Source organism: Microvirga massiliensis (assembly GCF_001006805.1).
GTDB lineage: Bacteria > Pseudomonadota > Alphaproteobacteria > Rhizobiales > Beijerinckiaceae > Microvirga > Microvirga massiliensis.
Map to the genome: position 1 here is coordinate 726,177 of NZ_LN811351.1, position 22,580 is coordinate 748,756.

Here is a 22,580-nt window from a genome sequence, read left to right on the forward strand (position 1 = left end):
CCTCCAGCAGCGTTTCCGTAGGTCGTGCCCCGTATCGGGGTCTGGTTATACAAGTCAGGTGTTGGGGCGTGTGAAGACGGCCTCCATTTCCCGCCGCGTCCTTACGGCGAGATCATGCTCGTCGATCTCGACGTCGGTCCACTTCAGGCGCTGTCCCTCTTCAATGTCATGCTTGAGCTTCACGTTATGGGCGATGCCAAGCGGCAGGTAGCCGTTGCTGAGTGATGCGTCTGCAGGAGTCTGCTTACCCCAGACACAGAACCCACCCTCGCCGTCAAGAATTTCTCCAGCCTTCAATTTCCGTTTTGCGGTCGCGACCACGTCAGAGTTGAAGCAGACCGGCGCGCCGGTCGCTTCCTTGCGAAGCGCCGCCGAGGCAACCGATATCCCGAGCTCTAGCCCTATCATATGGATCGGCCGGTACAGTGCCGCGTAGCGCCCGCTCTTGTCCGGCAGCATCGAATACTCGACAAAGCAACGTCGGCTGTAATCGTTGTCCTCCGCCGCCTCGAATACGACATAAGTGCCCATGACGAGATTGTGCGGCACGTCCGAGCCGTCGCGGTAGACCGATGACGTGACCTCCGTCACGCCGCTCGCCTCGAGAACGCCGCCCGCGCTCCTGGGCTTGCAGATCTCCGCCAACTCGAACCGCGTCGCTGGCGGGAATGACAGGCCCTCGCTTTGTGCATGCAGGCCGGTCGCATTGCAGATGGCCGTCATCTCGATGCCCGACTTCGTCCCGTCAACGAACGAATTGAACATCTTCGGGTTGATGGAGCCGCGATCCTCATCCCTGATCCGCATGTAACGGTTCAGGATGTCCCAGACGGTATCCGGGGTCGACTGATGGTAGGTCGGGTGATAGCGCGTGCCCTTGCCTGCCGCCACGATCTTGAAGCCACAGGCACGAGCCCAGTCTACATGCTCGCAGACGAGCGCGGGCTGATCGCCCCAGGCAAGCGAATACACGACGCCGGCATCGCGAGCCCTGCGGGCGAGGAGTGGCCCGGCCAGTGCGTCGGCCTCCACATTGACCATCACGATGTGCTTGCCGTTCTCGATCGCCTTCGTTGCGAGCCGAATGCCTGTCTTCGGGTCTCCGGTCGCCTCAACGATGACTTCGATCGCAGGATGGGCGATCATCGCTTCCGTCTCGTCGGAAAGATAGGTCTTACCCGTCTTCAAGGCGTCGTCGAGGGAGGACGCGTCGTATTGGGCCTCTGGCCACGAGGCCATCTTCAGCTGCGATCGGGCTCGGGCGACGTTCAGGTCGGCGACTGCGACGACGTGCATCCCGGTGGTGGTTCTGGCCTGAGCCAGGAACATGGTCCCAAATTTGCCGGCCCCAACGACGCCGACAGTGACAGGGCGGCCCTGCGCTTGCCGCTCCAGCAACATCTTATGGAGGTTCAAGCCCCAGCCCTTCTGATTGTTGGCGTATTCCTCTAGGGAAGATCCGAGCACATACGATTGAGAAAAACAAGATGGCGTGAGTCCGGCGGCCGATCTTTCGCGGAAGAGCAGCAGAGCCGTCCCTAGACGCCCGCCTTTGCGTGGAGGCCGCCGTCGACGGGGAGCTCGACCCCATTGATGTAGGCGGCGTCGTCGGAAGCCAGGAATACCGCGGCATTGGCTACGTCCCAGGCGGTACCCATCCGGCCTGTGGGGGACAGCTTGTGACGGGCCTGGACCATTTCCTCGACGCTCGCATAGAAGGTCGTGATCTGCTGGTAAATGTGAGGCGTGTCCATCAGCCCTGGCAAGATCGAGTTCGCCCTGATCCCGCGTGCCGCATATTCGATGGCAACCCCCCGAGTGAAGTTGATCACCGCGGCCTTGGACGCATAGTAGGAACTGTAATTGTAGCCCGTCCAGCGGATGCCCGCGAGCGATGAAATGTTGATAATCGCCCCGCGGCCCTGCTCGACCATGATCGGAAGCGCGCACTTGCATGTAAAGAACATGCTCTTCACATTGACACTCATGACCCGGTCCCAGGACTCCTCCGACGCCTCCACCGGGCCGCCGGCAGCAGTGATCCCGACGTTGTTGTGAAGGACGTCGAGCCGACCGAGCGCTCTGACGGTTTCCTCCGTTGCCGCCCGGACCTCGTCGAGCCTCGTCACGTCCGCCCTGAGGGCGATCGCTTTTCCACCTTCGCCGGCGATGATGTCGGCCGTAGCCCTGGCAGCAGTCTCGTTCATGTCGACGCATGCGACCCTGGCGCCTGCTCGTGCGTAGGCGACGGCGCTCGCCTTGCCGTTGCCCCAGCCTTCGCCGACCGAGCCTGCACCGAATACGATGGCAACCCGATCTTGGAGCTTGCCTGTCATTGATTCCCTCCCGGCCTGTCTTTGCCCGTTTCCCGCCATTGCTTTCGGGACGTCGAGTTCGACAGTATCAAGGCCACTCGCGCAGGTGACAACCCGTCAGATGACCTAACTGTCAGCATGTTGACGTGATCGGAGATTCTATGTCAGCGTTGGTGTCCTAAGGCCGAAGCCCTCTTGCACAACATGAGCCTACGAGGGCGGGTCAATAAGAAATGACTAGGGAAGAAACGGTGCCCCAAGAGACCATCGGTTTCGTCGGGCTCGGCGTGATGGGACGGCCGATGGCTCGGAATCTCATCAAAGCCGGGTTCAAGCTCATCGTTCATGACCAGAGCGCGTCGGCAGTCGCCAATGCTGTCGCAGCCGGGGCTCAAGACGGCGGAAGTCTCATGGGCGTCGCTGAAGCCGAGGTCGTGATCACCATGCTCCCCGACACGCCAGACGTGGAGACGGTGCTGCTCGGGCCGCAAGGGCTCCGCGAATCGATGCGACGGGGAAGTATCCTGATCGATATGAGTTCGATATCCCCGATCGCCACGCGAACCTTCGCACATCACCTCGCCGAAAGAGGGATTCACATGATCGATGCCCCCGTCAGCGGGGGTTATCAGGCGGCCGAAGCGGGTACGCTTTCCATCATGGTCGGGGGCGACGCGGATGTGCTCGAGCGTTGCCGTCCTATCCTCGGCTCCATGGGAACCACCATCAATCATATCGGTGCTGCCGGTGCCGGTCAGGTCTGCAAGGCTTGCAATCAGGTTGCAGTGGCGATCGGTATTCAGGCAGTCGCCGAGGCCATGACGCTGGCTCGCAAGAACGGTGTCGATCCGGCCAGGGTCCGGCAGGCTCTCCTCGGCGGATTTGCCCAGAGCCGCGCGCTGGATTTGCACGGCCAGCGTGTGCTCGATGGCAATTACAAAGCGGGGTTTCGGGTTCAGCTCCAGCGCAAGGATCTCAAGATCGCTCTCGACACAGGAGGCGCGAGTGGCACGCCTCTGCCCGCAACGGCGCTTGTCCAGCAACTCTATGGAGTCCTGGATGCCACCGGTCGCGGAGACCTCGACAACTCATCGCTCGCCCTCCTCATGGAGGAGATGGCTGGACTGGGGCAGGCGAGCGCCTGATGGTTGCGCAGGTCTTCGAGATGCGGCGACGGGTGCTCGAGGAGCACCGGCGCGGCCGGATCGTGATGGTCGACACGATCGCTCACGTTCATCCTGATGATGCCGGTCATATCGTCGTGTGCGGCTCCCATGGCGGGATCAGCTCCGGCGAATACGCCGCCCGGGTGAAGGTCGCAGCCGTGTTCTTCAACGACGCCGGCGGCGGAAAGGATGGTGCCGGGCGAGCAGCACTCCCCTTCCTGAATGAGCGTGGCATCGCGGCCGGGACGGTCTCCCACGAAACGGCAATGATTGGAGATGGCCTCGAGACCTTCGAGAGTGGGGTTTTGTCAGGTGTCAACGATCGTGCCCGCGCAATAGGATTCGTCTCGGGTGTTTCATTGCGTGAGGCAGTTCGCAAGTTCCTCGGAGGGGACTCCGATGCGCAATGAGATCGTCGCCGAGATAGGCGGATGCCCCGTGCTGGTCATGGACAGCATTTCGCTGATAGCCCCGAGAAATACCGGAACCGTCGTGATATCCGGTTCTCACGGCGGCGCGATCTCGGGGGCCTTCGCCGCGAAGCATCCGCCAGTGCTGGTATTCTTCAACGATGCAGGTATCGGCAAGAATGACGCCGGCGTGGCTTCCCTTGCCATGCTGGAGCGGGACGGCATCCCTGCCGCAGCCGTGTCCCACGTCACGGCTCGCATCGGCGATGCCCTCGACGCATGGTTGAATGGTGTCGTGAGTCGGATCAACGGGCCCGCCGCCGGCAAAATCACGATCGGACAACCCGTACGCGACGCAGTTGAGTCTTTCATATCCGCGAAGCTCCTCGAGAAAGCGGGAGCGTAGCCACCAACACGGATCCCGCTGAACGGGGCGCAGATAACACCGACAGGGAGAAACAGATGATACGAAAACTCTTGGCTGCAGCCGCAGTCGGAATTGCCGTGTCGACGGCATCGGCAATGGCACAAAGCGTCGAACTTGGCTTCGCACTCCACACCTCGCCGCCAGGACCCGAATTCGCGGCCGTCGACAAATTCATCGAACTCCTCCAGAAGCGCAGCGACGGAAAAATCAAGGTGAAGACCTTTCCGTCTGCGGTGCTCGGCGGAGAGCGCGACAATATCGAGCAGCTGACCGTCAATCAGGTCGCGATGACCCTCAACGGTGATCTTCTCCCGAACGTAGCAGCCCCCGAATATGCCGCGACTGTTGTTCCCTTCGTGTTCCCTGATCCCGAGGCCGTTTACGAGTACTGGGCAAGCCCGATCGGGGAGAAGGCAAAGGACGCGATCCGGAGCAAGGTCGGCATCGAGGTTGTGGCCTTCATGCGCCGGGGCGATCGCCATCTGACTTCAAAGAAGCCGATCAATACGCCGGACGACATCAAGGGCGTGAAGCTGCGGGTGCCGGAAATCCCATCCTGGGTGAAGGCATGGACCGCAGTCGGAGCGCGGCCGACTCCGGTTGCCTGGCCGGAGGTCTTCAGCGGATTGCAGATGGGTGTCGTAGATGCGCAGGAGAACCCCTGCTTTAACGTCAATCAGGCGAAGCTCTATGAAGTGCAGCAGTACCTGATCTACACCAGCCATGTGCCTGCTGTCTGGCACTGGTCGATCAGCAAGAAATTTCTCGACGGATTAACCCCCGAACTGCGGAAGGTCGTCATCGACTCTGCCGTCGAGGCCGCGAAGTTCGGTGACGAGCTGACCAAGGGCGAGATCGACAAGACCTGCAGCGAGCTGGAGACAAAGCACAAGATGAAGCCGATCAAGCCGGATCGCGCTGCCTTTGTGACGGCGGCACGTCCAGCCATCGACGAACTCGCGAAGGGTTGGGCTCCTGGTGTCCGCGAGGCCGTCTCGAAATACCTGAACTGATTGCAGTCCGTAGACGAGGGCGCGACCTGCTCGCGCCCTCCCGAACCAAGGATCCGCCTCAATGGTCGTCGCACCGGCACGGCGCGCGCTCTTCCTCGTTTTCGAGACGATCGCCATCACCTCCTTTCTGGTCATGCTGGGATCGTCGGTTCTGCAGGTGGTGTTGCGATATCTCTCGGATGTCTCACTCATGTGGACCGAGGAGCTCGCACGGCTGATGTGCGTGTTCACCACCTATTTCGGCGGAGTGGTGGTGCTGATGCTTCGTGAACACATCCGGGTCGATGCAATCGACGCCCTTGTGGGGGCAAGAGGTCGCGCAATCGCTGCTATCGTCTCGGATGTGCTCGTGACATGGTTTCTGGTGGTATTCGCCGTCGGCTGCTGGCTCATGGCACAGGCAACCTGGCAGACTGAAACGGCAACCATGGCCTGGTTTCGAATGGGATATGTCTATGCGGGTGTCGGAATTGCTGTGCTGGCCATGATTGCGGTCATGGCGTTTGACGCGGCGACCCGGATATCCAATTTCGTGCAGGGCGAGCGATTGATATCATGATACTCGCCCTCTTCGTCGGTCTTCTTGTCGCTCTTTTTCTGCTGGGAATTCCGGCAGCCTTCGCGCTCGGGCTCACAACACTGGTCGTGACCGTGTTCGAGCGCGGCCTGGACGCGATCCCCTATACGATCATCGCTCAACGGATGATTTATGGTGTGAACAGCTTTCCGCTGCTCGCGATTCCGTTCTTCATTCTCGCCGGGCGGATCATGAATACAGGAGGAATCACCGATCGAATTTTCGATTTTTCCCATCGCCTGGTAGGACATTGGCGCGGCGGTCTCGGACAGGTGAACATCGCGGCGTCCATCATCTTCTCGGGAATGTCTGGTTCGGCGGTGGCAGACGCCATGGGGATCGGGCAGATCGAGATTCGTGCGATGCGGCAATCAAAGTACCCGGACGATTTCTCGGTCGCGGTCACAGCGGCATCTGCCACCATTGGGCCGGTGATCCCGCCGAGTATCCCGCTCATTATCTACGCGGTCATCGCGAATGTCTCCGCGACCGCGCTCCTCATCGCCGGTATTCTGCCGGGCCTGCTCATGGGCGCGCTGATGATGCTCGTCGTAGCAGTTCAGGCGAAGCGCCTCGCGCTCCCGACCGAGACTTGGTCGGGCTGGGACGCCCTGTTTCAGAGTTTTATCCGCGCTCTCCTGCCGCTTCTTGCTCCAGCGATTATCATCGGAGGAATGTGGTCCGGCATATTTACCCCGACCGAAGCTGCGGCTGTAGCGGCCCTATACGCGATCGCAATCACGATGCTGGTCTACCGCGAGCTCACTTTTCGCGACCTCTTCGATATGATCCGGGCGACGATGCGCGATACGGCGATCATCCTGATCATCGTTGCAGCCGCTGCCCTCTATGCATGGTTCCTGGTGTTTGCTCAAATTCCGCAAGTGCTGGTGGCATGGATCTCGGGCTTGCAGCTCGATCCTGTCACCATTCTCCTCGCTCTCAATCTCTTCCTGCTGATCGTCGGCCTCTTTATGGAGACTAACGCGGCCATCACGGTCTTCACGCCGATGCTCCTGCCGGTCGCGGTGACAGCTGGTGTAGATCCGGTCCATTTTGGGATCATCATGATCCTCAACCTGATGATTGGGCTCTTGACTCCTCCCGTCGGCATGGTGCTGTTCGCGGTTGCGAAGGTGGCTGATCTGCCGCTGAACAAGGTCGTGCGGGCGATCGTGCCCTTTTACCTGCCCCTTTTCATTGCGCTGCTGCTCGTCACTTATGTGCCTCAGATTTCCCTGCTCCTGCCTGGGTTGTTCAGATGACGGCATGCGCCGACAGGCATCTGAAGCCAATTTGGTTCACGACGCGAGTCGAGTGGGATTGAGGGCGGGCCCGGATTCGGGTGGATCCGCGGTGAAACGGGAGCCCACGGGCTCGGACGGAGCAGGGTCCAAGCGGTTGGAGAAACCTCATGCACAAGGAAACCCTGAGCTACGAGGCTGACGGTCTGAGGATGGTCAGCCACCTCTATCAGGACGGAAGCGGGTCCGGGCGGGCCGGCGTGCTGGTTTTCCCGGAGGCGTTCGGGCTCGGAGACCACGCCAAGTCGCGCGCGGAGAGGCTCGCCGCTCTCGGCTATGTTGCCTTGGCCTGCGACCTGCATGGGGAGGGCCGGGTTGTCGGTGAGATAGAGGAAGCGATTGGATTGATCGGACCGCTCCGGTCGGATCCATTACGCACACGTGCCCGTGCCCTGGGCGGTCTCAGCGCTTTGCGCGTGCGTCCGGAGGTCGATCCCGCCCGGATCGCAGCGATCGGGTTCTGCTTTGGCGGAACCATGGCTCTGGAACTGGCACGCAGCGGCGCCGACCTTCGCGGGGTCGTCGGCTTCCACAGCGGACTCACGACTGGTGCGCCCCAGGACGCGAAGAATATCAAGGGCAAGGTTTTGGTCTGCATCGGTGCAGACGATCCTGGCATACCGCTGGATCAGCGCATCGCCTTCGAGCAGGAGATGCGGGAAGGCGGGCTCGATTGGCAGATGAACATTTATGGTGGGGTGGTGCACAGCTTCACCAACCCCGAGGCCGACAAGAGGAATCGGCCCGAAATGGCGCGCTACGATGCAAAGGCCGATGCCCGCTCCTGGGCGGAGATGTGCGCCTTCTTCGACGAGATTTTCGGAGTGCCGTAATTGCTTCGATGGGGAGCGGGTCGGGATTTCACTCGGCGACTTCGCGCCCGCCACCCGGCGAGCAGGTCCTAATCTACCGGCGTCGGCACCTTGTCTAGGTCCGAGCAGGGCGACTGATTCACGCCGCCACAAGCGTGAGAAGAGCAACAGCTCCCAGGGGAGCTTGGAGCGGAGAGTGCGGCCTCCATGATCGCGCGGATCGACCGCGCGCAGCGCCCGCATTGTGGCGAGCATCCGAGGCATTCGTAGACCTGTGCCGGAGTGCGGGGGCAGCCGGGGCCGGGCGTCAAGCAGGCTCGCACCGCCCCGTCCGACAGGACGTTGCAGGAACAGACAATCATCGCGGTCGTAGTTTGGAATTACTCTAAGCTACTGATTTCCAAGTGACTTTGCCTGAAACGGCGCCGTCTGGCCATGCCTCCCGGTCGCACCTCGCATGCGTCCGGTTGACCCATTCGGGCATGCATCGGGAGGGAGGTGCCTCGGGATCGAGCTGGCCGATGGCCATTTCTGCAGGAGCCGGTGGCCGGGCCTACTCTCCTCGCGACCACCCGTAGGCCCCGATCAGGGGCACGAAGGCCACCGGCCCGAGGTCGTCACGGGAGACCCGCCCGCCGAAGTCCCGGACATAGCGGAACAGGCGCTGGTCGCTCCGGGGGCCGACGGGCACGATGAGGCGACCTCCCGGGGCGAGTTGCTCGATCAGAGGGGCAGGGACCTCGGGCGAGCCTGCGGCCACCACGATGGCGTCGAAGGGGGCAGCTTCTGGCCAGCCCAGCGTGCCGTCCCCGACCCTGACCGTCACATTGCGATAGCCCATGTGGCGGAGCCGGTCCGCGGCCTCCTCCGCGAGCTCGGCATGGCGCTCGATCGAGAAGACGTGCGCGACGAGCAGGCTCGCCACTGCCGCGGCGTAACCCGATCCCGTGCCGACATCCAGCAGACGCTCATGCGGGGCGGGGGCGGCTGCCTGGAGCATCAGGGCGACGATCAGCGGCTGCGATATCGTCTGGCCGGATCCGATGGGGAGCGGCCGATCCTCGTAGGCGAGAAGCTCGTGGGGCGTGGGCACGAATGCCTCTCGGGGAACGGCAGCCATCGCATCGAGGACGCGCCGATCCGTCACGCCGCGGCCGGCGAGATCATGCTCGACCATCCGGGCCCGTTCGCGGCCTGTGGGGCGTGTCAGTTCCGGTCCGGCCATGGCCCTGTCCGGTGGCTCGACGGACAGGATAACCCCAGAGGCTCGGCGCGGTTGCACGCCAGCCCTGCCGGGTAACCGGGCCGGAGCAGGCCCGGCGCAGCAATCCTCCGCCCGCCGCAAGCGGGACGGAACATCCCCCGGAATGCCCAGTTGTCTGTCGCGCGGGTTTCGGGCGCCCTCCGGACAGGAGCCATGACGAGAGAGAATCCAAACGGCCAACCGAAAGCGCCGATCGATGTCCCCTCGATGCATGCGAAGGCGGAGCCGACACTCAAGAATCCCGAGGCCGAAGCATTCTATATCGACGCATTGCGCGAGCTGAACGCGATGGGAATCCCGTTTCTGCTCGCAGGCACGTATGCGCTGTCTGCCTATACGGGGATCACCCGCGAGACGAAGGACCTCGACATTTTCTGCAAGGCCGGTGACTACACACGGATTCTCGCCCACTTCCGGTCTCTCGGGCACGCCATCGAAGTTGAGGACGACCGCTGGCTCGGAAAAGTCTTCAAGGGCAAGCACTTCTTCGACGTGATCTTCGCCTCGTCGAACGGAACGATGCCGGTCGGCGACGAGTGGTTCGAGCATGCGCGACAGATCGAGGTCTTCGGCATCCCGGTTCGCATCGTGGGGCCGACCGAACTGGTCTGGTCGAAGTGCTTCATTCAATTGCGCCATCGCTACGACGGCGCCGATATCGCGCACACGATCCTGAAAGCGCACGACCAGATCGGTTGGGAGCGTCTGCTCGCCTACATGGAGGTCCACTGGGAGGTGCTGCTCACGCAACTCCTGAACTTCCGCTGGATCTATCCGACGGAGCGCGACAATGTCCCGGCCTGGCTGCTCGACGAGCTCCTTGATCGGCTCGCAAAGCAGCGGCAGCTCCCACCACCCCAGATGAAAGTCTGTCGCGGCCGCATGTTCTCGCGGATCGACTATGAGCCCGACGTGAAGCTGTGGGGCTTCGCGGATGTCGGCGGGGAGGGCGACTGGCGGAACGACTGACGGGAGTGGGCGTTGCTGCCACGATTGCCACCGTCAGCGGGATGAGAATGCCTGAGCCCAGCGAAACACTCCGCGTCGCCGCTATCGGAGACCTCCACGTCAAGGAGGACCATACTGCACCGTATCGCGAGCTGTTCGGCGAGATCTCGCGCGACGCGGACGTCCTCGTCATCGCGGGTGACTTGACCGATCTCGGCAAACCTCGGGAGGCCGAGGTCCTCGCCGAGGATCTGCGGGCCTGCTCGATCCCGGTCATCGCCGTGCTGGGCAATCACGATTACGAGTGCGGTTGCGAGCAGGAGGTGACGAATATCCTGCGCCAGGCCGGCGTCCGAATTCTCGATGGACAGGCCATCGAGATCGACGGCGTCGGCTTTGTCGGCGTGAAGGGTTTTGCGGGCGGGTTCGGACGCCGGATGCTCGGCTCGTTCGGCGAGCCCGCCATCAAGGCCATGGTGGCGGAAGGCGTCAATGAGGCGATGAAGCTCGAGAACGCTATGCGGCAGGTGCGGGCGAAGCGCGCCGTTGTCGTTCTCCACTACTCGCCGATCGTCGAGACCATCGAGGGCGAGCCACTCGAGATTTTCCCGTTCCTGGGCTCATCCCGCCTCGCAGAAACGATCGACCGCTTCAAGGTCTCCGCAGTGGTCCACGGCCATGCACACCGCGGCTGCTATCAGGGGCACACGCTCGGCGGTGCGGCGGTCTACAACGTGGCGCAGCACATCGAGAAGCCGACGGGCAAGCCTTATGCGATTCTGGAGATTTGACAGGGTGCATCATCGGATGGTGGCGCTAACGCAGCAAGTACAGCGCAGCTCCTGAAACCACGTCCTGTCATGAGTCATGCGAGAGGACCGGAACCTCCCGCAACGGCCAGCCGTTGCAAGGAATCCCGTCTTCCTCGCCACGTCGGAGGTCCAGCATGGAAAACGCGATGTTCAGAACGCGTGATCCCCTCTGCGAGGACGTGGTCGCCACCATTCGCACCCATGCGGAGCCGCTGCCGCCGCTCGACGACGCGGAGGCGTTCGGGCGCCTTTTCGACCGCTTCGCCGATGCAAAGGTCGTCCTGCTCGGGGAGGCGACGCACGGAACCTCGGAATTCTACCGAGCCCGCAGCGCGATCACGCGCCGGCTCATCGAGCGGCACGGATTCCGGATCGTCGCCGTCGAGGCCGATTGGCCGGATGCTGCGCGCATCGATACCTATATTCGCGGTCGGCCCGCCCGCGACCACGCAGAGCCGGCCTTCACGCGCTTTCCGACCTGGATGTGGCGAAACCAGGAGGTTGTGGAACTCCTCGAATGGCTGCGCGCCTACAATGAGGGGCAGGCCACGCGGCACCAGGCCGAGTTCCGCGGGCTCGACATCTACAGCCTTCACGCGTCGATCCGGGAGGTCCTGGGCTATCTGGACCGGGTCGACCCCGCGACCGCGTCCGACGCTCGCGGACGCTACGGATGCCTCAGCCCCTGGCAGTCGGACCCGGCGCGCTACGGGCGGGCCGTGCTTTCCGGACAGAAGCGGCCCTGCGACCAGGCACTGCTCACCCAGTTGCAGGAACTCCTCGCCAAGCGCATCGAATACAGCCGCGCGGAGGCGGATGGGGAAAGCTACTTCGATGCCGTTCAGAACGCGCGGATCGTGAACGCCGCCGAGCATTATTATCGGATCATGTATGAGGGCTCGACGGAGTCCTGGAACCTCCGGGACCGGCATATGTTCGACACCCTCCGGCACGTTCTGGACCATCGCGGTGACGATGCGAAGGCCGTCGTCTGGGCGCACAACTCGCATATCGGCAACGCCTCGGTGACCGCCATGGGATGGCAGGGAGAGTTCAATATCGGCGAGCTCTGCCGCGTCGCCTTTCAGGAGGATGCGGTGCTCATCGGCTTCGGGACCGATCGGGGCACCGTGGCGGCAGCGAGCGACTGGGGCGAGCCCATGGAGGTGAAGACCGTGCGTCCCTCACGCCCGGATAGCCATGAACGGGTGTTCCTGGACGCAGGCGTCCCATGTGCCCTGCTGGACTGGCGCGAGGGGCCCGACGACTTGCGCGAGGCCCTGTTCCCGCGCCGTCTCGAACGGGCCATCGGGGTCGTCTATCGCCCGGAGACCGAGTTCTACAGCCACTATTTCGAGGCGGTGCTCGCCGAGCAGTTCGACGCCCTGGTGTGGTTCGAGGAAACCCGGGCGGTCACGCCGATCGATGCCGGCGCTGCATCGGCTCTCCCCGTCGGACATCCATTCCGGAGGTGAGGATGGCCCGGGCGCGGCCGGGCCCCTTTGTCGCTCCGCCTTGCCGCTCGGCGGGCGCCCTGTTAACTGACCGCCATCCATCCATCGCGGTCACGTTTGGCAGGGCTTTCACCGATGTCCCGACAGTTCATTTATCATATGCGTGGTCTCTCGAAGACCTATCCGGGCGGCAAGAAGGTCCTCCAAGACATCCACCTCTCCTTCTATCCGGACGCCAAGATCGGCGTGCTCGGCGTGAACGGCGCGGGTAAATCCACCCTCCTGCGCATCATGGCGGGAATCGACAAGGAGTGGACCGGCGAGGCTTGGGTCGCCGAGGGCGCCCGGGTCGGCTATCTTTCCCAGGAGCCACAGCTCGACCCTTCGAAGACCGTCCGTCAGAACGTGATGGAGGGGGTTGCCGCCCAGCAGGCCGTGCTCGACCGCTACAACGACCTCGCGATGAACTACTCTGACGAGACGGCGGACGAGATGACCCGCCTCCAGGACGAGATCGAGGCCAAGGGGCTCTGGGACCTTGAATCGAAGGTCGACCAGGCGATGGATGCCCTGCGGTGCCCGCCCGACGATGCCGACGTGAACAATCTGTCAGGCGGTGAGCGCCGCCGCGTCGCGCTCTGCCGGCTCCTTCTCGAGCAGCCCGAGCTTCTCCTCCTCGACGAGCCGACCAACCATCTCGACGCGGAGACCGTGGCTTGGCTTGAGGGGCATCTTCGCACCTATCCCGGCGCGATCCTGATCGTGACCCACGACCGCTACTTCCTGGACAACGTGACCGGCTGGATCCTGGAGCTCGACCGGGGGCGTGGGATTCCCTACGAGGGTAACTATTCCTCATGGCTGGTCCAGAAGCAGAAGCGCCTCGAGCAGGAGGGTCGCGAGGAGGAAGCTCGCCAGCGCACGATCGAGCGTGAGCGGGAATGGGTTTCGGCGTCGCCGAAGGCCCGGCAGGCCAAGTCCAAGGCCCGTATCAATCGCTATGAGGAACTCGTCGCCAAGGCGAACGAGAAGGGCCCAACCACGGCGCAGATCATCATCCCGATTGCCGAGCGGCTCGGCAACAATGTCATCGATTTCGACCATCTCAACAAAGGATTCGGCGACCGGCTCCTGATCGACGATCTCAGCTTCAAGCTCCCGCCCGGCGGCATCGTCGGCGTGATCGGGCCGAACGGCGCCGGCAAGACGACGCTGTTCCGGATGATCACCGGCTCGGAGAAGCCGGATTCCGGCACGATCTCTATCGGCGAGAGCGTCAAGCTCGGCTATGTCGACCAGTCGCGCGACAGCCTCGACCCGAATGCCACCGTCTGGGAGGAGATCTCTGGCGGGAACGAGGTGATCTATCTCGGCAAACGCGAGATCAATTCACGAGCTTACTGCGGGGCGTTCAACTTCAAGGGGTCGGATCAGCAGAAGCGCGTCGGCGTTCTGTCCGGCGGTGAGCGCAACCGCGTCCATCTTGCGAAAATCCTGAAGTCCGGCGCAAACGTCCTCCTCCTCGACGAGCCGACGAACGATCTCGACGTCGACACGCTGCGTGCTCTCGAGGAGGCGCTTGAGGATTATGCCGGCTGTGCCGTCATCATCAGCCACGACCGCTGGTTCCTCGACCGCATCGCGACGCATATCCTGGCCTTCGAGGGCGACAGCCATGTCGAATGGTTTGAGGGTAATTTCGCGGATTACGAAGAGGACAAGAAGCGCCGTCTCGGGATCGATTCCACGATCCCGCACCGGATCAAGTACAAGAAATTCACGCGGTGATCGGGGCTGGCCGGGTGCGGAACGCCGCACTCGCCTCGTCTTTGTGAATGGGATGGTACGCCGGCTTTGTGCCGGCCTTGCGAAAAGGGGTGTAACGTAGCGGCTTGGGCTTCTGCGTAGGTCCCGGGCTTGGCAGGTGCGAAGGTCGTTCCCGATCTCGGCCAGTGAAGCCACACACTTGCAGGCTGGCGGCCATCGGGGGATCCTGCCCCGGCGCGAGTGAGTTCTTCAGGCAAGCGCGCTGCCAGTTCTCAAGCGAGACAGGAATTCTCTTGCCCGTCGAATTCGGATCTTCGTTCCAGCCTGCCGCCACTCCCGAGAAGGCGGTGGATCGCCTCGTCCAGTTGCACGATACGGCTGTCACGAGCCAGCGAGAGGCGCTCGAGCGCTTCTTTGCCGACCGGACCCCACCCACGGAGGCCGAGCGAGCCCGGTTCCGTTATCCCTGCCTGCGTGTGACCTATCGGTCCTCGTCACCGGCCCCTCGCACCCAGCGTGCGTTCGCCAAGTTCCAGGGGCCGGGCGTCTATGCGACGACCATCGCGCAACCGGCCGTGTTCCGCAGCTACCTCCTTGAGCAGCTTCATCCCCTCGTCACGGACTACGGCGCCACCCTCGAGGTGGGAGTCAGCAATCAGGAAATTCCCTATCCATATGTCTTCGAGCGGGGCGATGAGCTGAGCAACGGCGCCGTATCTTCAGCGGAACTCGCCCGCTTCTTCCCGACGCCGCTGCTCTCCGTCGTGGGCGACGAGGTGGCCGACGGAACCTGGGTCACCGCCGATGACGAGCCACGCCCCCTGGCGCTGTTCGACGCCGTCCGGGTGGACTATTCCCTGCGGCGGCTCGTGCACTATACCGGCACCGACTGGCGCAACATTCAGCCCTGGATCCTGCTCACCAACTATCACCGCTACGTCGATCAGTTCATCCGCTGGGCTGTCGAGCAGCTGCACCAAGGCGGCTTCGAGAGACTCGTTCTTCCGGGCGGCGTGGCCGTAGAGCCCGGACTCAACTCGGCAGCGCTCGCGCAGGCGATCGCCGCTTCGCCCTGGCACCGCTATCAAATGCCGGCCTACCACCTTCTGCGGAAGGGTGGACAGGGAGTCACGCTGGTCAATATCGGCGTCGGTCCGCCCAATGCGAAGAACATCACGGACCACCTCGCAGTTCTGCGCCCACATTGCTGGCTGATGGTCGGCCATTGCGGCGGTCTGCGACAGTCGCAGTCGATCGGCGATTACGTGCTCGCCCACGGCTATCTGCGGCGCGATCGCATCCTCAATGACCTCGTGCCGCCGGAAATCCCAGTCCCTGCACTGGCCGAAGTGCAACTCGCATTGCAGGAGGCCGCGGCCCGCGTGACCGGAGAGCGGGGCGACGCCCTGAAGGCTCGCCTGCGCACCGGTACGGTCGTCACCTATGACGACCGCAATTGGGAGCTGCAGTTCACGAAGGAGCGCCGGCAGATCAATCTCTCGCGAGCGATTGCCGTCGACATGGAAAGCGGCACGATTGCAGCACAGGGCTACCGGCTGAGGGTGCCCTACGGCACTCTGCTATGCGTCTCCGACAAGCCGCTCCATGGAGAGATCAAGCTACCGGGCGCGGCGAATGCGTTCTACGAGCGCGCCGTCGGAGAGCATCTGCTGATCGGACTTTCTGCGCTCGATATCTTGCAGGAGAACCGGCGCGGACTTCATTCCAGAAAGTTGCGGAGCTTCGACGAGCCGCCGTTCCGGTAGGATAAACTGTCGGCTTTTTCCGGAATTGCGGGCGAGGTAATCCAAGTCTGCGCCCGCTTCCTGGATTGCCTCGCCTTAGGCGCGCAAGGACGGCAGTGGGTGAGGCACTACTTCGTTTCCGACAGTGCTCTTCCCGTGCTCACGCCCTCTTCGTCATTGCGAACGAAGTGAAGCCGTCCAGGAGCGCCTCCGTCGACGGATAGATTGCGTCGCCTCCGGCTCGCAAGGACGGGAGTGCGGTGGGATGGGCGGTGCATTCCCGTTATGGCTCACAACAACGAAATCCACTGGCGCAAGAATCCGGTCTACTGCGCTGACAAGACCTGCAAGGCCCGCTCTGCAAGGCGCTCATGGGCCTTTGTCGTCGGGTGAACGCCATCCCAGAAGAGATACCCATCGCATGTCGGCAAGTACTCGCAAGGCGTCGTGACGTCGACGAATCCGAGTGCGGCCGGATCGGCTCTTGCGCGCTCCGCCATGGCTCGCACGTCGAGAACATGCAGCCGGACACCATTGATCGACAGAAGCGCACGTTCGACCTGGGTGTTGAAGCGCTCCGCCAGGACGCCCGCTTCAGCGACGGCTCCGTCACCGCGTGCCCGCACCTGCGGAGTCATGCCGACATCGGGCAAGTTCGGGAGGAGAATGTCGGTCGCGCCTTGGCGGGCCAGATCGGATACGATGCTCGTCAGGGACGCGACCGCCGTATCAACCATCTTTCCCGCATGCGGCGTGCCGATTGCGGCGAGGATATCGTTGCCGCCGCCGAAGACAATGTAGAGCACGCGGCCTTTCGGCGGAGGCTCGGCGAGATACAGGTCCGCTTGGGCGCGCAGATTGTGAGGGCCTGAATTGGGGTCGAGGCGCGCTCCACCGACGGCGAGGTTCAAGCCGCCTGCTTGGCTGGGGGCGAGCGGCAGCCCGAGCCGGTAGGCCAATTGCTCGACCCAGACCGGGCCGTTCGAGAACCGCCCGGCATTGCCGGAATCGGACAGGCTGTCGCCGAAGACGACGATGTGGTCGAAAGCCAATACTGCCGGCGCTGATACCATCAAGCCAAGTCCCGCAGCTAACAGGACCCTGAACCATCGCCTGAAACGTCGAAGTGCCAGGAGACTCTCGAGGTGTTCTGCTATCGGTTTGAGGCTCTCTCCCCGCGAGAGGCCTGTTGGGAGCGGATGTGCGGAACTACCGTCCATCCCGTTTCAGCGAGCCAGAGTCGCGGTTCTCGGTCTGGCCTCCGCCGGTGCCGATCGAGCCTGTGGATGCACCAGGACCGCCGCCCGGAACAGTGCCGCCCGGCTGCAGGTCCGACCCGAGGCCGGATGGTGCCCGAGGCGGGTTGCTCGAAGAGAATTCCGTATTCTGCTTGTCTTTGTCCGTCGGCGAGGTCTGGTTCGCCGACTCGCTGCGGTCGTGCTTCTCGTCAGCCATGAGCGTCTCCTGATGCCGGAGTCCAAATGCCGACGAGAACGCCCGCCGGGCCGCGAGGGTTGCGGCCGAGCCTGCGGGAGCCATGCGGTTATGACGGGAACGCCTTTCCCCGCGAGGTGGCGAAAGGAATCCGAGTTGCCGGGTTTCAGAGTAGCACTGCACAGTACAATGCTGCACCAGCGCGACAGAAGCCTGCAGCTTCAATCAGAGCAACGAGGCATACTCTGATGATGGATTCGACCGGATCCGTTCGCCTCAATGCCCGAGAGCGCGAATCGCCCGCATCAATGGGCCTCGTGCAGGCATTCGCCATGATCGGCGAGGACCTCGATGACGCGGCACTCTGCAATCCGATCGTGCGTGCACTCCTCCGTCATGCGTTGCACTTCGGCGCGCAGAGCGACCAGTCGCGCGATCTTGTCGTCGATGCTCTGAAGGTGTTCGCGAGCGATCGAGTCGGCCTGCTCGCAGGAGCGATCCGGATCGTCCGCGAGAGCCAGGAGCTGTCGGATAGCCTCGATCTCGAATCCAAGATCGCGGGCATGGCGGATGAAGCGCAGGCGCCGCACCGCTTCGTCATTGTAGGTGCGCCGATTGCTGTCGGTTCGCGGTGCAGGCGGAAGCAAGCCCACGCTCTCGTAGTAGCGGATCGTCGGAACCTTCACTCCTGTCCGGTCAGCAAGCGCACCGATCGCGAGTGGCTTCATCGCTCTACCCCTTGATCCTCTAGTCGCTAGAGCATGTAGGTTCGCGCCGACTCGATATGAAGGGCGCGTGATGGGCAGGATTTGCGACGGCTCGAGAGCAATCTCCGCCGGGGATCATGTGGATCATGGAGGCGAGCGCCTCCGTTACCGCGTGACCGGAATGGATTGCGCCTCCTGCGCAGCCAAGGTTGAGACCGCGGTGCGGCGTCTCGCCGGCGTCAGCGACGTCGTCGTGTCCGTTCCGGCCGAGACTGTCACGGTCGTCCATGATGGCACCACCGCCTCCGCAGCAATCGCCAGCCAGATCGCGGCCCTCGGCTACAAGGTAGGGCGACACGAGGAGAGTTCTGGTCTCGGTCGGGAGCGGGGCCGGGAAGGCGAGCCCGGACACCACCTGCATTCGCACGGCCATGAGGAAGAAGGGCCGTGGTGGCGCAGCCGCAAAGGGTTGCTGACGATCGGCTGCGGTGTCGCTCTTCTGGCTGCCTATGCAGTCGGTCTCCTGTTCCCGTCCATCGAGCGAGGGGCCTTCCTGGCTGCCCTTGCGGTCGGGCTCCTCCCGATCGCCTGGCGCGCGCTCACGGCGGCACGCTATGGCTCGCCCTTCACGATCGAAACCCTCATGACCATCGCGGCAACCGGCGCGGTGATCATCGGGGAGGTCCAGGAGGCGGCCGTCGTTGTCCTTCTCTTTCTCGTCGGAGAACTCCTGGAAGGCGTTGCGGCGGGCCGGGCGCGAGCGAGCATCCGCAGCCTGACGAGACTGGTCCCGAAGACCGCATTTCTCGAAACCGATAGCCGCGCAGAGGAAGTCCCAGCCGAGAGCCTCAAGGTCGGCTCGACCATTCTGGTTCGGCCCGGCGACCGCATTCCAGCGGACGGAATCATCCTGTCGGGCACCGGCAGCATCGACGAGGCACCCGTCACGGGTGAGAGCGTGCCGAAACAGAAGACAGCCGGGGACAAGGTCTTCGCCGGCACGATCAACCTCGATGCGGCTCTCCGAGTCGAGGTCACGGCGGCAGCCCAGGACAACACCATTGCGCGGGTGGTGAGGCTCGTCGAGGAGGCGCAGGAAGCCAAAGCGCCCACGGAGCGCTTCATCGACCGCTTCTCGCGATATTACACGCCCGGCGTTCTTCTGGTCGGTTTTCTGGTCGTCATCCTGCCGCCGCTCGCCCTCGGAGCATCCTGGGGCGAGTGGGTCTACAAGGGTCTCGCGGTTCTCCTGATCGGATGTCCCTGTGCGCTCGTGATCTCGACGCCCGCAGCCATTGCGGCCGGTCTGTCGGCCGGGGCGCGGAAGGGGCTTCTGATCAAGGGAGGCGCCGTTCTCGAGACGCTCGGAAAGATCACGATTGCGGCCCTTGACAAGACCGGCACGCTGACCGGAGGCCAGCCGCGGGTCACGGATGTCATTCCCTTCGGGCGCTCGGAACGCGACGTCATCGCACTCGCCGCGGCTCTGGAAACGAGCTCGAGCCACCCGCTCGCTCGGGCGATCCTCGATCATGCGGCCGCGACGGGAGCCCCGATTCCACCCGCTGCAAGCGTAACGGCAGTGGCGGGCAGAGGCGTGGCCGGAAGCGTCGGTGGCCTCGATCTCTTCCTGGGATCGCCACAGGCAGCCGCCGAACGCGCCTCCCTCGGCGAGGACGGGATGGCGCGCATCACGACCCTGGTCCAGGCAGGCAAGACGGTTTCCGTCCTGCTGGCCGGAGACAGGCTCTCCGGCGTGATCGCGATGCGCGATGAGCCCCGCCCCGATGCCCGCGAAGGCATTCAAGCTCTGCATCGCGCGAGCGTCAGCACGCTGATGATCACGGGCGACAACCACCGGACGGCCGGCGCCATCGGGACGGCACTCGACATCGAGCCACGGGCCGAACTGCTGCCGGAGGACAAGCAGCGGATCGTGCGCGAGTTGCAGAGCCGAGGTCACGTCGTCGCAAAAATCGGGGACGGCATCAACGATGCCCCAGGCCTTGCTGCCGCTGATATCGGAATCGCCATGGGTGGAGGCGCCGACGTCGCCCTGGAGACGGCCGATGCCGCCGTTCTGCACGGGCGCGTCCTGGACATTGCGCGCATGGTCGATCTCTCACGCAAGACCATGACGAACATTCACCAGAACATCACCATGGCGTTGGGTCTCAAGGCGGTTTTCCTGGTCACCACGATCATCGGAATCACGGGGCTCTGGCCTGCGATTCTGGCCGATACGGGTGCGACCGTGCTCGTGACGATGAACGCGCTCCGCCTTCTCAATGTCAGGCTGGAGGTATGAGGTGATCGGCCGCCCATTACTGCGTCGCGGCACCGCGAGCGCAACAGAGCAATCCAGATTTGCGGATCTAAGTCTAGATCGCTTGTGCGCGGGGCAAGCTGGCGCAGTCCTGCCGGTGGAGATCCGGTCCGGATAAGGGGCACGAAAATTGGGAATCAACAGCCAGCAACGGAATACGGGAATGCGTTGACTTGGTCGAGCACCTCACCAGAATGAAGCGGGACTTTCGGCTTCAGGCGAGACGCGCGATGGGCAAGGGCAGCGAGAAGCATCGTAGCACTGCGAAAAAGAACAAGCTCCGCAAAAAGGCGGCGAAGTGGATCGACGAGGGCAAGAAGCTTCGCGGGAAGCTCCTCCGATTCGATCCTCGCCATAAGCGTGCAGCCTAGAAGAACACCGATTGGTCCGCACCCAGCAGCCTGGGGCGCCCGAGGATCCCCGTTCCGGAGGGATCGAATGGGCTGCTCGAGCAGGCGCTGGCTGGTGCCGGGCGCGTCACGCCTCAGGGCGCTAACCCTCGACCCGTAGTTCGGGATCGATCATGCGCCATCCTTCGCGAAGAGTGAACCGCTCCCGGTCGATCACGAAATAGCAGCCTCCACCGCGATGCGGCTGCGCGAAAGGGCGAGCGTGATCGGCCCCTCTGAGATACGCCATGAGCAGGGTCGCGACGCCGCCATGGGACACGATTGCGATGTCGCCCTCTTCGCCGTGCTGCGCGATCCGGCGCACCGCGCTGACGATGCGGCTCTGGGCATCGGCTGCGCGCTCCCAGCCTCGGATGCTCTCGGTTGGCCGGGCGAAGAACTGATCGACCACCTCCCAGAATTCGGGCGGAGCGATGTAGCCGGTCGCCGACCGGTCATTCTCGCCGAGTGCCTCGTCGACCGTGAACGGAACGGAGAGATGGCTGGCCAGAATGTCGGCGCCGTCGATCGCTTTGCGCTCGCCGCTTGCGTAGATCGCGCGAACTCGGCGGAGGACCGGGTCGGAAGCGAAGGCCTCCATGCGCGCCCTCCCTTGCTCGGAGAGCGGCCATTTGGGAACTGGAACCTTCGGGTCGATCACGACCTCGGGATGGGTGACGAACAGAATAACGGCCACGAAACCTCCTCTCGCTTCAGATGCGAGAACTTGTCCGGTTGGAAATCGAGCAGGTCGAGCTTTCTATGGGATTTGCAGGGATCTTGTGACCACCGAAATCGGGTCTGTTTGCGTCGACGACCATGATCGGCCAGCGGCCGATCGGTTGTGCTGTACTATTGTCACGCGACCTGTTCCTCCCGATGCTATGGCAGGAGCACACGAAGTGAACGGAGGAGCGTCGTCATGAGCCATGGGGAGCCGAACAACGATCAGGGCGCACCGGACGGTACGAATGCCACTCTGTCTTCGCCGATCTCGCCGGACGGCACGCCCATCCTCGATCGTACCTATGAAGTCCCAGCACGTGAGGCGCTGGCTTTCCGGCTTACGGCGGGCCAGACGATCCGTATCGTCAACACCTTCGGGTCACAGGTCGCAGATTTCTGGGCTTTCAGCGAGGAGGACCCGCGCGAATACCTCTCCATGGAACACCTGCGGCCTTCGTTGAAACGCATGGCGCCGAAGGCAGGAGACAAGCTCGTCACGAATCGCCGTCGCCCGATCCTGACCCTGACGACCGACACCTCACCTGGCGTGCACGATACGCTGATCGCCTCCTGCGACATTCACCGGTATCACCAGCTCGGCGTGGACGGGTATCACGACAACTGCACCGACAACCTCCGGATGGCCCTGCTGGCGATTGGCCGCCGCGCCCGTGAGATTCCATGTCCCTTGAATCTCTGGATGAACACGCCGCCGCAGCCCGACGGATCGATTGCCTGGCTCGAGCCGGTATCCAAGCCGGGTGACTCCGTGGACATGCGGGCCGAGATGAACTGCATCGCGGTAATCTCGTCATGCCCCATGGACATCTTGCCCATCAACGGAGTGGACGCGACGCCGCGCGCGCTACACGTGATGGTGCATGCCTAACGCCAGTTGACCAGCTCGAACTCCGTAGACCTCGCGATGCACGCCGATAAAAAGCGGTCATCGTTTTAACAGGAGAGGGGCGAGCTCCGCCTGGG

Annotated in this window: 22 protein-coding genes; 14 read left to right on the top strand and 8 right to left on the bottom strand. The window is 63.2% G+C overall.

Annotated features, from left to right (window positions below; genetic code table 11):
- Positions 1-54: 54 nt before the first annotated feature.
- Positions 55-1,416 carry an NAD(P)H-dependent oxidoreductase gene (locus tag BN1233_RS08440; protein ID WP_046863008.1) on the bottom strand — a complete coding sequence of 454 codons (1,362 nt, stop codon included), beginning with the start codon at positions 1,414-1,416 and terminating at the stop codon, positions 55-57.
- 122 nt (positions 1,417-1,538) lie between these two features.
- Entirely contained in the window at positions 1,539-2,336 is a 798-nt protein-coding gene (locus BN1233_RS08445; RefSeq protein WP_046863009.1) for an SDR family NAD(P)-dependent oxidoreductase, read from the bottom strand.
- 230 nt (positions 2,337-2,566) lie between these two features.
- On the opposite strand from BN1233_RS08445, the gene BN1233_RS08450 reads away from it, so the two are divergent.
- The 7 genes from BN1233_RS08450 to BN1233_RS08480 all read left to right on the top strand — a co-directional run bounded on the left by BN1233_RS08450 (position 2,567) and on the right by BN1233_RS08480 (position 8,045).
- Positions 2,567-3,460: an NAD(P)-dependent oxidoreductase gene (locus tag BN1233_RS08450; protein WP_244470974.1), complete on the top strand. Its 894-nt coding sequence runs from the start codon at positions 2,567-2,569 to the stop codon at positions 3,458-3,460.
- The gene (locus BN1233_RS08455) at positions 3,460-3,891 is read left to right on the top strand and encodes a hypothetical protein (protein WP_048709593.1); all 432 of its coding nucleotides are present in this window, start codon (positions 3,460-3,462) and stop codon (positions 3,889-3,891) included. Before BN1233_RS08450 ends, BN1233_RS08455 begins: the two co-directional genes overlap by 1 nt.
- Positions 3,881-4,297, top strand: a complete 417-nt coding sequence (locus BN1233_RS08460; RefSeq protein ID WP_046863011.1) for a hypothetical protein — start codon at positions 3,881-3,883, stop codon at positions 4,295-4,297. The genes BN1233_RS08455 and BN1233_RS08460 overlap by 11 nt, the downstream gene beginning before the upstream one ends.
- Before the next feature lie 56 nt (positions 4,298-4,353).
- A complete protein-coding gene (locus BN1233_RS08465) occupies positions 4,354-5,331 on the top strand; it encodes a TRAP transporter substrate-binding protein (RefSeq protein ID WP_046863012.1) in 978 nt (325 codons plus the stop codon).
- A gap of 61 nt (positions 5,332-5,392) precedes the next feature.
- Positions 5,393-5,890 carry a TRAP transporter small permease gene (locus BN1233_RS08470; RefSeq protein ID WP_046863013.1) on the top strand — a complete coding sequence of 166 codons (498 nt, stop codon included), beginning with the start codon at positions 5,393-5,395 and terminating at the stop codon, positions 5,888-5,890.
- Positions 5,887-7,173, top strand: coding sequence for a TRAP transporter large permease (locus tag BN1233_RS08475; RefSeq protein ID WP_048709596.1), 1,287 nt, complete (start codon positions 5,887-5,889; stop codon positions 7,171-7,173). The genes BN1233_RS08470 and BN1233_RS08475 overlap by 4 nt, the downstream gene beginning before the upstream one ends.
- Positions 7,174-7,322: 149 nt before the next feature.
- On the top strand, positions 7,323-8,045 hold the full coding sequence (locus tag BN1233_RS08480) for a dienelactone hydrolase family protein (protein ID WP_046863015.1): 723 nt from the start codon (positions 7,323-7,325) through the stop codon (positions 8,043-8,045).
- A gap of 68 nt (positions 8,046-8,113) precedes the next feature.
- Here BN1233_RS08480 and BN1233_RS44500 read toward each other — a convergent pair whose 3' ends face one another.
- Both BN1233_RS44500 and BN1233_RS08485 read right to left on the bottom strand, forming a co-directional pair.
- Positions 8,114-8,386, bottom strand: coding sequence for a (2Fe-2S)-binding protein (locus BN1233_RS44500; RefSeq protein WP_074078262.1), 273 nt, complete (start codon positions 8,384-8,386; stop codon positions 8,114-8,116).
- A gap of 191 nt (positions 8,387-8,577) precedes the next feature.
- On the bottom strand, positions 8,578-9,249 hold the full coding sequence (locus BN1233_RS08485) for a protein-L-isoaspartate(D-aspartate) O-methyltransferase (protein ID WP_046863016.1): 672 nt from the start codon (positions 9,247-9,249) through the stop codon (positions 8,578-8,580).
- A gap of 192 nt (positions 9,250-9,441) precedes the next feature.
- On the opposite strand from BN1233_RS08485, the gene BN1233_RS08490 reads away from it, so the two are divergent.
- The 5 genes from BN1233_RS08490 to BN1233_RS08510 all read left to right on the top strand — a co-directional run bounded on the left by BN1233_RS08490 (position 9,442) and on the right by BN1233_RS08510 (position 16,035).
- Entirely contained in the window at positions 9,442-10,257 is an 816-nt protein-coding gene (locus BN1233_RS08490) for a nucleotidyltransferase family protein (protein WP_046863017.1), read from the top strand.
- 47 nt (positions 10,258-10,304) lie between these two features.
- Positions 10,305-11,027: a metallophosphoesterase family protein gene (locus BN1233_RS08495; RefSeq protein ID WP_046863239.1), complete on the top strand. Its 723-nt coding sequence runs from the start codon at positions 10,305-10,307 to the stop codon at positions 11,025-11,027.
- 167 nt (positions 11,028-11,194) lie between these two features.
- The gene (locus BN1233_RS08500; RefSeq protein ID WP_244470975.1) at positions 11,195-12,523 is read left to right on the top strand and encodes an erythromycin esterase family protein; all 1,329 of its coding nucleotides are present in this window, start codon (positions 11,195-11,197) and stop codon (positions 12,521-12,523) included.
- A 114-nt stretch (positions 12,524-12,637) separates the two neighbouring features.
- Positions 12,638-14,290 (top strand): energy-dependent translational throttle protein EttA, encoded by a 1,653-nt coding sequence (gene ettA, locus BN1233_RS08505; protein ID WP_046863019.1) that lies wholly within the window; start codon positions 12,638-12,640, stop codon positions 14,288-14,290.
- A gap of 272 nt (positions 14,291-14,562) precedes the next feature.
- Positions 14,563-16,035 (top strand): AMP nucleosidase, encoded by a 1,473-nt coding sequence (locus tag BN1233_RS08510; protein WP_046863020.1) that lies wholly within the window; start codon positions 14,563-14,565, stop codon positions 16,033-16,035.
- A 305-nt stretch (positions 16,036-16,340) separates the two neighbouring features.
- Here the strand turns inward: BN1233_RS08510 and BN1233_RS08515 are convergent, their stop codons facing one another.
- The 3 genes from BN1233_RS08515 to BN1233_RS08525 all read right to left on the bottom strand — a co-directional run bounded on the left by BN1233_RS08515 (position 16,341) and on the right by BN1233_RS08525 (position 18,176).
- A complete protein-coding gene (locus tag BN1233_RS08515) occupies positions 16,341-17,087 on the bottom strand; it encodes an SGNH/GDSL hydrolase family protein (RefSeq protein ID WP_082145262.1) in 747 nt (248 codons plus the stop codon).
- Positions 17,088-17,223: 136 nt separating this feature from the next.
- Positions 17,224-17,469, bottom strand: coding sequence for a hypothetical protein (locus BN1233_RS08520; protein ID WP_147707052.1), 246 nt, complete (start codon positions 17,467-17,469; stop codon positions 17,224-17,226).
- A gap of 284 nt (positions 17,470-17,753) precedes the next feature.
- Complete coding sequence (locus BN1233_RS08525; RefSeq protein WP_046863022.1) at positions 17,754-18,176, bottom strand: MerR family transcriptional regulator; 423 nt, start codon at positions 18,174-18,176, stop codon at positions 17,754-17,756.
- Positions 18,177-18,246: 70 nt separating this feature from the next.
- Between BN1233_RS08525 and BN1233_RS08530 the strand changes: the two genes are divergently transcribed.
- Positions 18,247-20,463 (top strand): heavy metal translocating P-type ATPase, encoded by a 2,217-nt coding sequence (locus tag BN1233_RS08530; protein ID WP_082145264.1) that lies wholly within the window; start codon positions 18,247-18,249, stop codon positions 20,461-20,463.
- A gap of 510 nt (positions 20,464-20,973) precedes the next feature.
- On the opposite strand, the gene BN1233_RS08535 is transcribed toward BN1233_RS08530, so the two are convergent.
- Positions 20,974-21,567, bottom strand: a complete 594-nt coding sequence (locus tag BN1233_RS08535) for a histidine phosphatase family protein (protein WP_046863023.1) — start codon at positions 21,565-21,567, stop codon at positions 20,974-20,976.
- 225 nt (positions 21,568-21,792) lie between these two features.
- Between BN1233_RS08535 and BN1233_RS08540 the strand changes: the two genes are divergently transcribed.
- Entirely contained in the window at positions 21,793-22,485 is a 693-nt protein-coding gene (locus BN1233_RS08540; RefSeq protein ID WP_046863024.1) for a DUF1989 domain-containing protein, read from the top strand.
- Positions 22,486-22,580: the final 95 nt, after the last annotated feature.